Here is an 11,988-nt window from a genome sequence, read left to right as displayed (position 1 = left end):
CTACTGGCGGGCACCGACACTCCGGCCTGCCGCGCTCGTTGGCGAAGCATGGCGAATCAGGTGGCGGGACGGCTGACGGACCGGGTGTGCGTGATCACCGGCGCGGCGAGCGGAATCGGACGGGCGACGGCGGAACGGTTCCTCCGGGAGGGCGCGCGCGTGATCGCCGCCGACCTCGACGGAGACCGGCTGGCGACGCTGGAGGGAGTGGTCCCGGTGACCGGCGACGTGTCCCGGGAGGAGGACGCCCGGCGCATGATCACCACGGCGGTGGACCGCTTCGGGCGGCTGGACGTCCTGGTGGCGAACGCGGGAGTCATCCCCCTGCTCTCCGTCACGGAGGCGGAGGGCTCGGACTTCGACCGGGTGATGGCGGTGGACGGCCGCGGCATGTTCCTGACCTGCAAATACGCGATCGAGGCGATGCTCGTCTCCGGCGGCGGGTCCATCGTCTGCACGTCGTCGATCTCGGGCGTGGCCGGCCAGGCCCGGCAGGCGGTCTACGGCCCGGCGAAATTCGTCGCCACCGGCCTGACCAAGCACCTGGCGGTGGAGTGGGCGGAACACGGGATCCGGGTGAACGCGGTGGCCCCCGGCACGATCGAGACGGAACGGGTGGCGGCGGCGCGGATCGAACCGGGCGGGGCGGAGTACCTGGCGGAGGTGGCACGCGGCCATCCGATGGGTCGCTTCGGGACGCCGGAGGAGGTGGCGTCGGCGATCGTCTTCCTGGCGTCGGACGAGGCGTCCTTCATCACGGGCGCGATCCTCCCGGTGGACGGCGGCTACTTGGCCCGCTGACACCCTCGGACGAACCTGCCCCGTGGCCCCCTGGACGCGGGCCGTACCGCGCCGCCCGCGACTGCGCGACGCACCGGCGTCGCGCCCGGCGATGCGAGCCGCCGCGCGGGCCGCGCCTCGCCGCCCTCCGCCGTGTGACCGCGCGCTCACCCTCGCCCACCCCCGTGTGGGCAATCGTCCCTCCCCAAGGACTTCGTCCAGGGGGGAGGAACAGATGCCCACAACGGGGTGGGCGGCGACGGGCGCGGGAGTGGGCTTCGCCCCGGCGCAACGGCTGGCCGCAACGAGGGGGCAGGCGCTCCAGGAGGGGCGCCTGCCCCCAGCGGAACGGGCGGCGGACGGGGCGGGCACCGACCCGGGGGACGAGTGCCCGCACCGGGGACGGAGAGGGTCAGGACTCCCGGGTGGTGGCCCGGCGGCGGCGGACCGCCGCTGCCGATATCAGCAGCAGCGCCACACCGGCACCCGCCCCCGCCGTGGCCGACGCCACCGTCACCGCCGACCCCCCGTCCGCCGCGGACGCAGACGCAGACGCAGCCACAGCAGGAGCCGGAGCCGCCGACGAACCCGCCTGCGGGCCCCCGTAACCCCCCGCCGTGCCCTTCTTCGCGTAGGCCGAGCCGGGGAGCTTGTCCCCGTACGCCCGGACCACCCGCTCCCGGTAGGCGGTCAGGCTCGTGCCGTTCCGGCCGACCGCCCGCACCGCGTCCTCGTCCAGCGGCAGCACCTTCGCTCCCTTCTGGACGTACCACGCGTCGATCTGCGGCTCGCGGAACACCAGTCCGCCGCCGCCCAGCTCCGCGTACCGGATCTCGTCGTCGCCGGTGGCGATGTTGACGACCTGCCAGCCGCCCGCCTGCTTCACCGTCCACAGCGAGGCCTTCTGGCCGTCCGAGGAGACGGCCCTGCTGGCCCGGAACTCGACCCGGGCGACGGGTGCCCCGGGCTTCCCGGCGACGAAGTCCGGGGAGAGGATCCGTACCGGCACCGAGCCGCCCTCGACCCGTGGCGCGGCCGCCGAGCGGGCGACGGCGCCGTCCCGGGCGAAGAACCGGGACAGGGTGTCCAGGGTCCCCGGCGCGGAGGCGGCCTGTTCGGGGGTGGGCGCGGGCGGCAGGGTCTCGGCCGCGTCCGCGGGGAGCGCGCCGAGCAGGACGAGCGCGGCGGCGGTGAGGAGCCCGGCACCCGTGGCACGTGCGTTCATCGTCGTCACGCCCCTATCCGGTAGAGCGAGTGGGTCCAGGAGAAGGAGTTGTTGTCGACGTACCAGGCGTGCGACGCCCAGTTGTAGCGGTTGCTGGAGGGCCAGGGATCGCCCCAGTAGACCCAGCTGTCGGCGTCGTCGTAGCCGTAGATCACGTGCATGTGGCCGCCGCCGCTCGACCACTGGATGCGGGTCTCGACGGGCCGGTCGGCGTTGATCTCGGTCTGGACGGTGGAGTAGCGCAGCCAGCCGGTCACGTAGGAGCCGGGGTTGATGCCGGCCCAGCTCAGTCCGGTCTGGACGTTGCCGAGGGTGGCCTGGTTGTTGGGGCAGTCGTAGCCCTGCTGGCGGTTGAAGGCGGCGTTGCAGAACTGGTTCTGGCTGTAGCCACGGCCGAACCAGGTGGCGATGGTGTTGCCGCCGGCCGCCCAGCACCAGTTGGTCTTCTGCTGGGCCTGCATGGTGATGTTCAGCCGCTTGGAGCCGAGGGCGACGGCGTCCTCGCCGGCGGGTGCGGCGGACGCCGAGGTGGTGGGGACGAGAAAGAGGGCGGCTGCGGCGAGAGCCGCGAGGTTCAGCTTTCTTCTGCGCATCGCGTTCCTCCCAGAGCGGGGGGTGTGGGGATGTGGGGGTGTGGGGGGTGGAGGAGCGCGTCCGGACGCTGGTCAGGAGCATCTGCCGTTGTCCGGATCGGGTCAACACGCTTCAATGCGCAGTGACATCGGACTGTGAACGGTGTGACCCGGGTGTGAACGGACGCCCACGGCCCACCTGCCCGCCCACCCCACGCGACGCGACGGTCCGCACCCCCACCGTGAACGTTCACTCAGGAGTCCTCGTGAGCCACACCGAGGCCGATCTGGCTCAGTTGCTGCACACCGGCCCGTTCCATCTGGCGCTGCGCACCGCGCTGGCCGTGCGCGGGTTGCCGCTCCAGCGGGTCCAGCACCATCTCGCGCACCGGGGCGTCAAGGTCGGGGTGACGAGTCTGAGCTACTGGCAGCAGGGCGCCCGCCGCCCCCAGCGGCCGGAGTCGCTGAAGGCGGTCCGCGCGCTGGAGGAGGTGCTCCAGCTGCCGGGGAACTCGCTGCTGCGGCTGCTCACGGAGGACGCGTCCACGCGGTCCGAGGTGGAGCGCCCCGCGGCCCGTTCGTATCGCTCGCTCGTGGAGGCGTCCGGATCCGTCGAGGAGCTCCTCGCGGGCCTCGAGTCGCCGACGGACGGCGGGCTGCACACGGTGGGGCACCACGAGCGGGTGCGGATCGGGGCCGGGCGGGAGCTGGTCGGGCGCGAGTCGCAGCAGGTCGTGCGGGCGCACCGGGACGGCGTGGACCGCTATCTGGCCATCCACCACGGGGACCCGGGCTGCGATCCGTCACGGGTCACGGTGCGGGCGGCGGAGAACTGCCGGACGGGGCGGGTGCGGTGGGACGCGGGGACGGGGGTGCTGGTCGCGGAGCTGCTCTTCGACACGCGGCTGCGCGCCGGGGACACGTACCTCTTCTCGTACGGCTTCGAGGACGGTACGGCGGGAGCGAGCGGGGAGTACGTGCGCGGGTTCAGCTTCGCGGGCGGGCAGTACGTGCTGCAGGTGCGCTTCGACGAGGCGGCGCTGCCGGTGCGGTGCCGGCGGTTCGCGCAGGCCTCGGCGGGGGCGCAGCGCGGTGGTCGTGCGGAGCTGACCGTGAGCGGCCGGCACCGCACGGTGCACGTCGTGGAGCAGGGGGTACGCCCGGGGATCCTGGGGATCGACTGGGACTGGGCCTGACGGGACAGGGGAGCGGGACCCGTCGGGAGCGGGACCCGGCTGCCGTAGGACCCGGCTGTCGTAGGGCGGGCCCGGCTGTCGTAGGGCGGGCCCGGCCGCCGGAGGACCCGGTTCAGGCCTTGGGCGCGGCCTCGGGGCCCGCGATCAGCTTGCCGTTCTCGACGCGGACGGGGACGGCGGGGAGCGGGACGGTGGCCGGGCCCTTGAGCGCCTTGCCGGTCGTCACGTCGAAGCGGCTGCCGTGGCAGGGGCAGTTGCCCTCGTTGTTCTCGATCTTGTCGAGGACGCAGCCGGCGTGGGTGCACTGGGCGCTGAACGCCTTGTACTCGCCCTTGGCCGGGCAGCTGACCAGGACCTTCTGCTCGCGGTAGAGCTTGGCGCCGCCGACGGGGATCTCGTCCGGGGCGCCGAGCGTGACCGGGGCGGTCGGGGTCGGGATCCCGGCGTGGCCGAGCTTGGACTCGGTGGAGCAGGCGGCGACTCCCAGCCCGGCGGCACCAGCGAGCGCGGCGCCCTTCAGTACGGTGCGGCGGCTGGACTGGCCGGACATGGGCGCTCCACAGTGGATCGGGGCAAGGCGTGACCGAACCGACGATACCGGCGGGGTACCCGGAGCCGACGGCCGGGCCCGGGCTCCGCCCCGAGGCGGAGCAGGGCCCCCGAGACGCAGCAGGGCCCCCGAGGAGGGGGCCCTGCCGGGAGCGTCAGGCCTTGCGGGCCCGCGTCGTCGCCTTCTTCGCGGCGGCCTTGGTGGCGGTCGCCTTCGTCGCCGTCTTCTTGGCGGCCGTCTTGGCCGCCGAGGCGGCCTTCGTCGCGGCGGCCGTCTTGGCCGCGGCAGCCGTCTTCGTCGCCGCGGACTTCTTGGCGGGCGCCTTGGCCGGAGCCTTCTTCGCCGCCGTCTTCCTCGTCCCCCGGGCGGCCGGGACGGTCACCCCGGCGTCGCTGACCCGGTCCGCGTCGAGGATCTCTCGGAGGAACTTGCCGGTGTGGCTCGCCGGAACGGAGGCGACCTCCTCCGGGGTGCCCTCGGCGACGACCAGGCCGCCGCCGCTGCCACCCTCGGGGCCCATGTCGATGAGCCAGTCGGCGGTCTTGATGACATCGAGGTTGTGCTCGATGACGATCACCGAATTGCCCTTGTCGACCAGGCCGGACAGGACCTTGATCAGCTTCGAGATGTCCTCGAAGTGCAGACCGGTGGTCGGCTCGTCCAGGACGTAGACCGTGCGGCCCGTGGAGCGCTTCTGGAGCTCGGAGGCGAGCTTGACGCGCTGGGCCTCGCCGCCCGAGAGCGTCGGCGCGGACTGGCCGAGCCGGACGTACCCGAGGCCGACCTCGTTGAGCGTGCGCAGGTGGCGCGCGATGGTCGGGACGGCCTCGAAGAAGTCCAGGGCCTCCTCGATCGGCATGTTCAGGACTTCGGCGATGGACTTGCCCTTGTAGTGGACCTCCAGGGTCTCCCGGTTGTACCGGTCGCCGTGGCAGACCTCGCACGGGACGTAGACGTCCGGGAGGAAGTTCATCTCGATCTTGATCGTGCCGTCGCCTGAGCAGTTCTCGCAGCGGCCGCCCTTGACGTTGAAGGAGAACCGGCCGGGCAGATAGCCCCGGACCTTGGCCTCCATCGTCTCGGCGAAGAGCTTGCGGACGTGGTCGAAGACGCCGGTGTACGTCGCCGGGTTCGACCGCGGGGTGCGGCCGATCGGAGACTGGTCGACGTGCACGACCTTGTCGACGAGGTCGTCACCGTCCACGCGCGTGTGCCGGCCGGGCACCGACTTGGCGCCGTTCAGCTCGCGCGCGAGGTGGGTGTAGAGGATGTCGTTGACCAGGGTCGACTTGCCGGAGCCGGAGACACCGGTGACCGCGGTGAGCACGCCCAGCGGGAACGAGACGTCGATGTCCTGCAGGTTGTTCTCGCGGGCCCCGTGCACGGTGAGCCGGCGGCCGGGGTCGATCGGGCGGCGGATGTCCGGGGTGGGGATCTCCCGGCGGCCGGACAGGTACTGGCCGGTGATCGACTCCTCGTTGCCGAGGAGCTCTTTCAAGGTGCCGGAGTGGACGACCTTTCCGCCGTGCTCACCGGCGCCGGGGCCGATGTCGACGATCCAGTCGGCGACCTTGATGGTGTCCTCGTCGTGCTCGACCACGATGAGCGTGTTGCCCATGTCCCGGAGCCGTACGAGGGTCTCGATGAGCCGGTGGTTGTCGCGCTGGTGGAGGCCGATGGACGGCTCGTCGAGCACGTACAGCACGCCGACCAGGCCGGAGCCGATCTGGGTGGCGAGCCGGATGCGCTGGGCCTCGCCGCCGGAGAGGGTGCCCGCGGCGCGGTTGAGCGAGAGGTAGTCGAGGCCGACGTCGACGAGGAAGCGCAGCCGCTCGTTGACCTCCTTGAGGACCCGCTCGGCGATCTTCTTGTCCCGGGCGTTCAGCGTGAGGCGGGAGAGGAACTCCGCGCAGTCGCTGATCGACATCGCGGAGACCTCGGCGATGGACTTCTCCATGACCGTGACCGCGAGGACGATCGGCTTGAGGCGGGTGCCCTCACAGGTGGGACAGGGCACCTCGCGCATGTAGCCCTCGAAGCGCTCGCGGCTGGAGTCGCTCTCGGCCTCGGTGTGGCGCCGCTTGACGAAGGAGACGGCGCCTTCGAAGGCCGGGGTCGTGTACGCCCGCTCCCTGCCGTACCGGTTGCGGTAGCGGACCTCCACCTGGGTCTTGTGGCCGTACATCAGGGCCTTCTTGGCCCGCTGCGGCAGTCCCGCGTACGGCATGTCCGTGGAGAAGCCGAGGGCCTGCGACAGACCGCCGATGAGCCGGCCGAAGTACTCCTTGGTGTGGCCGTGCGACCAGGGGTGGATCGCGCCCTCGTCGAGGGACTTGTCCTCGTCGGGCACGATCAGCTCCGGGTCGACCTCCATGCGGGTGCCGATGCCGGTGCAGTCGGGGCAGGCGCCGAACGGCGAGTTGAAGGAGAAGGAGCGCGGCTCCAGCTCCTCGAACGACAGGTCGTCGTACGGGCAGTAGAGGTGCTCCGAGTACATCCGCTCGCGCTCGGGGTCGTCCTCGGCGAGGTCGACGAAGTCGAGCACGACCATGCCGCCGGAGAGGCCGAGCGCGGTCTCGACGGAGTCGGTGAGGCGCCGCTTGGCGCTGTCCTTCACGGTGAGGCGGTCGACGACCACCTCGATCGTGTGCTTCTCCTGCTTCTTCAGCGTCGGCGGTTCGCTCAGCTGTACGGTCACGCCGTCGACGCGGGCGCGGCTGTAGCCCTTGGTCTGGAGGTCGGCGAAGAGGTCGACGAACTCGCCCTTGCGCTCGCGGACGAGCGGGGAGAGCACCTGGAAGCGGCTGCCCTCGGGGAGCTCGAGGACCTTGTCGACGATGGCCTGCGGCGACTGGCGGGAGATCGGCCGGCGGCACTCGGGACAGTGCGGCTTGCCGATGCGGGCGAAGAGCAGGCGGAGGTAGTCGTAGACCTCGGTGATGGTGCCGACCGTCGAGCGCGGGTTGCGCGAGGTCGACTTCTGGTCGATGGAGACCGCGGGCGACAGACCTTCGATGAAGTCGACGTCCGGCTTGTCCATCTGGCCGAGGAACTGCCGGGCGTACGAGGAGAGCGACTCGACGTAGCGGCGCTGCCCCTCGGCGAAGATCGTGTCGAACGCGAGGGAGGACTTGCCCGATCCCGAGAGCCCGGTGAAGACGATCAGGGAGTCACGCGGGAGGTCGAGCGAGACGTTCTTGAGGTTGTGCTCACGAGCGCCACGGACGATGAGACGGTCGGTCACGCCGGTCCGCACCTTTCTTCAGAGAGCGGATGCTGCTGAGGGATGCCGCAGAGGGCTGATGTGCCTGAAACACCCAACGCTTCAAGGATGCCGGATGCTTCCTTCGAGCCTATAGCACGCACATTCGATTTCCGGACTCGTGGAGACCTCTTCACCCGAACGAGTGGCGACACCCCGGCTGGCACTAGGGTCGGCGCCATGATCGACCACGAACGCGACCTCGCTCACGTCCGCGAAGCGACCGAAAGGCTGCTGACGGCGACCGCCTCCCTGGACAACGCGGCGGCCGCCGAGCCGTCACGGCTGCCCGGCTGGACGCGCGGCCATGTGCTCGCCCACGTCGCCCGTAACGCCGACGCTCTGGTGAACGTCCTCCAGGGCCTCCCCATGTACCCCGACGCCGCGACCCGCGATGCCGACATCGAGCGCGACTCCGACCGCCCGCTCGACGTCCACCTCGCCGACCTGCGCGAGACCGCCGACCGCTTCCAGGCCGTGGGCGCCGAGCCCGCCGACTGGAGCCGGACGGTCGAGCTCCGCAACGGCGTCCTGGACAGCGCGTCCCGGATCCCCTTCCGCCGCTGGGTGGAGGTCGACCTGCACCACGTCGACCTGGGCATCGGCTACGACCTGGAGGACCTGCCCGAGGAGTTCGTGAGCCGTGAGATCGACTTCCTCGCCGACCGCTTCGCCGGCCTGGAGACCGTGCCGGCGACGACCCTCCGGTCCGACGACGGCCAGGCGTGGAAGACCGGCGGCACGACGGGTGACGTCGTCGTCACGGGCAGCGCCGTCGAGATCCTCGGCTGGCTGGCCGGGCGCCGCGACGGCGCGGTCCTGCGGACCGGGGGCGGCCCCCTGCCGAAGCTCCCCCCGCTGTAGCGCTCGCAGCCCCCTTCTGTCGGTGGGCGGGACTAGTCTGAGCGCATGACGTACAGCGGAGTGGTGAAGGTCGGCGGGGCGGCGGACGTGCACGAGCTGACGGACCTGATGATCTCGAAGGTCGCGGTCGGCCCGATGGACAACAACGCGTATCTGCTGCGCTGCCGGGCCACCGGCGAGCAGCTGCTGATCGACGCGGCCAACGACGCGGACACCCTCCTCACGCTGATCGGCGACGACGGCATCAAGTCCGTCGTCACCACCCACCGGCACGGGGACCACTGGCAGGCGCTCGCCGACGTGGTCGCCGCGACCGGCGCCGTGACGTACGCGGGCGCGTACGACGCGGAGGGCATTCCGGTCGCGACCGACGTGCCCGTCGAGGACGGCGACACGATCCGGGTGGGGCGGGTCGAGCTGACCGCGCGCCACCTGGTCGGCCACACCCCGGGCTCGATCGCCCTCGTCTACGACGACCCGCACGGCCACCCGCACGTCTTCACCGGCGACTGCCTCTTCCCCGGCGGGGTGGGCAACACCTGGAAGGACCCGGAGGCCTTCGCGAGCCTGATCCACGACGTGGAGACCAAGCTCTTCGCGGTGCTCCCGGACGAGTCCTGGATCTATCCGGGCCACGGCAAGGACACCACGCTCGGTGACGAGCGGCCCTCGCTCGCCGTGTGGCGCGAGCGCGGCTGGTAGCCCTCCGGGACGGAGAGCGCGCGGCTGAGCAGCCACGCGCTTCCGCACGCCCCCGTAACCCGGACGGCGGAGGGGTAGTTGGCGCGGCATGAGCCTCAGTAACGCTCCGTCGCCACCGGCCTCCCCGGATCCGCCCGTCCCGCCGGCCGTGCCCGTCCCGCCCGCTGCGCCCGCTGCGCCCTCGATGGGCAGGCTCGCCGCCGCCTCGCTCGTCGGCACCGCCATCGAGTTCTTCGACTTCTTCGTCTACGGGACCGCCGCCGCCCTCGTTCTGGGGCCGCTCTTCTTCCCGACCTTCTCCCCGCTCGCCGGGACCCTGGCGGCCTTCGGCACCTTCGCCGTCGGCTTCCTGTCCCGGCCGCTCGGCTCGATCCTCTTCGGCCATGTGGGCGACCGGTACGGACGGCGCCCAGTCCTCTTCGCCTCGCTGCTCCTGACCGGCTGCGCCACGGTCGCGGTCGGCTGCGTCCCCACGTACGGGACGATCGGCATCACCGCCCCGGTGCTGCTGCTCGTGCTCCGCTTCCTCCAGGGTCTGGGCCTCGGGGGCGAGTGGGGCGGGGCCGTGCTGCTCACCGCCGAGCACGCGCCCGCGAACCGGCGCGCGCTCTGGTCGAGCTTCCCGCAGATCGGGCCCTCGATCGGCTTCCTCCTGGCCAACGGGGTGATGCTGGCGCTCTCGGCGGGCCTGAGCGACGCGGAGTTCCGCTCCTGGGGCTGGCGGGTGCCGTTCTGGGCGGCGGGCCTGCTCGCGGCGGTCGGGCTGCTGCTGCGCTCCTCGCTCGCGGAGACCCCGCAGTTCGAGAAGCTGTCCGCGGCCGGGCAGACCGCGGGCGCCCCGCTGGCCGAGGTCGCCCGTGACCACTGGCGGCTCGTACTGCTGACCGCCGGGGCGCTCGCGGTCGGGTACGCCACCTTCTACACGGTCTCCACCTGGGCGCTGGCCTACGGCACCGAGCGGCTCGGGGTGAGCAGCACGGTGATGCTGACCTGTGTGATGGCGGCGGTCGCGATCAAGGGTGCGGCCACGCCGTTCGTCGCGATCCTCTCCGACCGCTGGGGCCGTCGGCCGCTCTGCCTGGCGGGATGCGCGGCCTCCGCCCTGTGGATGTTCCCGATGGTGGCCCTGCTGCACACGGCGCGCCCGTTCCTGATGTTCCTGGGCTTCCTGGGCGCGCTGCTCGCCTTCATCACGATGTTCGCGGTGGTGGCCGCGTACCTCCCGGAGCTGTACGAGCCCCGCGTCCGCTGCACGGGTGCGGCCGTGGGCTACAACCTCGCCGGCGTCCTGGGCGGCGCCCTCACCCCGATCCTTGCCACCGCGCTCTCCGACGGGGGCTCCGGTCCGCCCTGGGGCGTCGCGGCCTATCTGACGGTCGTGGCTCTGGTGAGCCTGGGCTGCTTCGCCCTGCTGCCGGAGACCCTGCCGGAGCGGGCACGGACGGAGGAGGAACCGAAGGAGGAACCGAAGGAGGCGGCACCGGTCTGACGGCAGACGGCGACGGCCGGCCGCGGGACGGGTGTCCCGGGGCCGGCCGTCGCCGTGCGTACCGCGTCAGGCGCCGATGCTGTCCTTCTCGGTGCCGTCGGCGTCGGCCACGCTTTCGGCGGCCTCCCGCTCCGACTGCCGCTTGGAGGCGATGAGGCTGGTGATCGTGGTGATGACCAGAACACCGCAGATGAACGCGAGCGAGAACGGGATGGAGATCTCGGGGACGTCGAACCCGGACTCGTGCAGGGCGTGCAGCACGAGCTTCACTCCGATGAAGCCGAGGATCACCGACAGGCCGTAACTCAGGTGGACCAGCTTCTTGAGCAGGCCGCCGATCAGGAAGTACAGCTGCCTCAGACCCATCAGGGCGAAGGCGTTGGCGGTGAAGACGATGTACGGGTCCTGGGTGAGGCCGAAGATCGCCGGGATGGAGTCGAGGGCGAACAGGATGTCGGTGGTGCCGATGGCGAGCATGACGACCATCAGCGGGGTCATCACCCGCTTGCCGTTGACCCGGATGAACAGCTTGGTGCCGTGGTAGCGGTCGGCGACGCCGAACCGCTTCTCGGCCATCTTGAGGAGTCGGTTCTCCTCGTAGTCGTCCTCCTCCTCGTCGGCGCGCGCCTCCTGGATGAGCTTCCAGGCGGTGTAGATCAGGAACGCACCGAAGAAGTAGAAGATCCAGGAGAAGTTCGCGATGACCGCGGCACCCGCGACGATGAAGATCGTGCGGAGCACCAGGGCGATCACGACGCCCACGAGCAGCACGCGCTGCTGGAGGTGGGAGGGGACCGCGAACTTCGCCATGATCAGGACGAAGACGAACAGGTTGTCGACACTGAGCGACTTCTCGGTGATGTAACCGGCGAAGAACTCCCCGGCGGCCTGGCCGCCGCCGAAGTACCAGAGGCCGAGCCCGAAGAGTCCGGCGAGCACGATCCAGACGGCCGTCCAGATTCCGGCTTCCTTCACCGAGACGTCATGGGGCTTGCGCCCGATGAAGAAGTCGGCACCGATCAGGGCACACAGACCGAGAATGGTCAGCACCCACATGGTCATTGAAACGTCCACTGCGCCTCCGGCGTCGTACGGCTACTGATCAGCGTCGTCGCTGCCGGAGGTCTCTTCCACCCGGGCGACGGACGTCGCCGCCGGGCCGACGCCCCGGGATCGGATCATGGATGATCCGTCCGTATTGACGGGTACGCCGCGCATGGGGAGTACTCCCCTCCGCACCGGAAACACTACCCGAAACACCAAGAGAAGGTAAAGGGAAGGGTAAAGGGCCGCCAAGAGGCCAGGTCAGAGCTGTCGGTGCGTCAGGGCTTTCAGGGTTGTCAGGGCC

The 11,988-nt window shown here is 71.2% G+C and carries 10 protein-coding genes; 5 read left to right on the top strand and 5 right to left on the bottom strand.

Annotated elements, in window-relative coordinates; genetic code table 11:
* Positions 1-48 precede the first annotated feature (48 nt).
* Positions 49-801, top strand: a complete 753-nt coding sequence (locus ACZ4XX_RS05460; RefSeq protein ID WP_468506650.1) for an SDR family NAD(P)-dependent oxidoreductase — start codon at positions 49-51, stop codon at positions 799-801.
* 391 nt (positions 802-1,192) lie between these two features.
* Here the strand turns inward: ACZ4XX_RS05460 and ACZ4XX_RS05455 are convergent, their stop codons facing one another.
* Positions 1,193-2,005 (bottom strand): hypothetical protein, encoded by an 813-nt coding sequence (locus tag ACZ4XX_RS05455; protein ID WP_468506649.1) that lies wholly within the window; start codon positions 2,003-2,005, stop codon positions 1,193-1,195.
* 5 nt (positions 2,006-2,010) lie between these two features.
* A complete protein-coding gene (locus ACZ4XX_RS05450) occupies positions 2,011-2,598 on the bottom strand; it encodes a papain-like cysteine protease family protein (RefSeq protein ID WP_468506648.1) in 588 nt (195 codons plus the stop codon).
* Between the two features lie 245 nt (positions 2,599-2,843).
* Here ACZ4XX_RS05450 and ACZ4XX_RS05445 point away from each other — a divergent pair, with 245 nt between their 5' ends.
* On the top strand, positions 2,844-3,773 hold the full coding sequence (locus tag ACZ4XX_RS05445) for a hypothetical protein (protein WP_468506647.1): 930 nt from the start codon (positions 2,844-2,846) through the stop codon (positions 3,771-3,773).
* 112 nt (positions 3,774-3,885) lie between these two features.
* On the opposite strand, the gene ACZ4XX_RS05440 is transcribed toward ACZ4XX_RS05445, so the two are convergent.
* Complete coding sequence (locus tag ACZ4XX_RS05440; RefSeq protein WP_468506646.1) at positions 3,886-4,323, bottom strand: Rieske (2Fe-2S) protein; 438 nt, start codon at positions 4,321-4,323, stop codon at positions 3,886-3,888.
* A 154-nt stretch (positions 4,324-4,477) separates the two neighbouring features.
* The gene (uvrA, locus tag ACZ4XX_RS05435; protein ID WP_468506645.1) at positions 4,478-7,567 is read right to left on the bottom strand and encodes an excinuclease ABC subunit UvrA; all 3,090 of its coding nucleotides are present in this window, start codon (positions 7,565-7,567) and stop codon (positions 4,478-4,480) included.
* Between the two features lie 198 nt (positions 7,568-7,765).
* On the opposite strand from uvrA, the gene ACZ4XX_RS05430 reads away from it, so the two are divergent.
* The 3 genes from ACZ4XX_RS05430 (at position 7,766) to ACZ4XX_RS05420 (ending at position 10,640) form a co-directional block, all read left to right on the top strand.
* Positions 7,766-8,449 (top strand): maleylpyruvate isomerase family mycothiol-dependent enzyme, encoded by a 684-nt coding sequence (locus ACZ4XX_RS05430; RefSeq protein WP_468506644.1) that lies wholly within the window; start codon positions 7,766-7,768, stop codon positions 8,447-8,449.
* Positions 8,450-8,494: 45 nt separating this feature from the next.
* Positions 8,495-9,151: an MBL fold metallo-hydrolase gene (locus tag ACZ4XX_RS05425; RefSeq protein ID WP_468506643.1), complete on the top strand. Its 657-nt coding sequence runs from the start codon at positions 8,495-8,497 to the stop codon at positions 9,149-9,151.
* 184 nt (positions 9,152-9,335) lie between these two features.
* The gene (locus tag ACZ4XX_RS05420) at positions 9,336-10,640 is read left to right on the top strand and encodes an MFS transporter (RefSeq protein ID WP_468506775.1); all 1,305 of its coding nucleotides are present in this window, start codon (positions 9,336-9,338) and stop codon (positions 10,638-10,640) included.
* Positions 10,641-10,706: 66 nt separating this feature from the next.
* Here the strand turns inward: ACZ4XX_RS05420 and ACZ4XX_RS05415 are convergent, their stop codons facing one another.
* On the bottom strand, positions 10,707-11,714 hold the full coding sequence (locus tag ACZ4XX_RS05415) for a TerC family protein (RefSeq protein ID WP_468506642.1): 1,008 nt from the start codon (positions 11,712-11,714) through the stop codon (positions 10,707-10,709).
* Between the last annotated feature and the right edge of the window lie 274 nt (positions 11,715-11,988).

The sequence above is a fragment of the Streptomyces sp. NPDC029956 genome (genome assembly GCF_055574655.1).
This window is presented reverse-complemented; position numbering and strand designations above follow the sequence as displayed.

Excerpts from the sequence above, each read along its gene's own strand:
- ACZ4XX_RS05460 (WP_468506650.1), top strand. The coding sequence starts at position 49 with ATGGCGAATCAGGTGGCGGGACGGCTGACGGACCGGGTGTGCGTGATC.
- ACZ4XX_RS05430 (WP_468506644.1), top strand. The coding sequence starts at position 7,766 with ATGATCGACCACGAACGCGACCTCGCTCACGTCCGCGAAGCGACCGAA.
- ACZ4XX_RS05420 (WP_468506775.1), top strand. The coding sequence starts at position 9,336 with ATGGGCAGGCTCGCCGCCGCCTCGCTCGTCGGCACCGCCATCGAGTTC.
- ACZ4XX_RS05455 (WP_468506649.1), bottom strand. The coding sequence starts at position 2,005 with ATGAACGCACGTGCCACGGGTGCCGGGCTCCTCACCGCCGCCGCGCTC.
- ACZ4XX_RS05440 (WP_468506646.1), bottom strand. The coding sequence starts at position 4,323 with ATGTCCGGCCAGTCCAGCCGCCGCACCGTACTGAAGGGCGCCGCGCTC.
- ACZ4XX_RS05450 (WP_468506648.1), bottom strand. The coding sequence starts at position 2,598 with ATGCGCAGAAGAAAGCTGAACCTCGCGGCTCTCGCCGCAGCCGCCCTC.
- ACZ4XX_RS05425 (WP_468506643.1), top strand. The coding sequence starts at position 8,495 with ATGACGTACAGCGGAGTGGTGAAGGTCGGCGGGGCGGCGGACGTGCAC.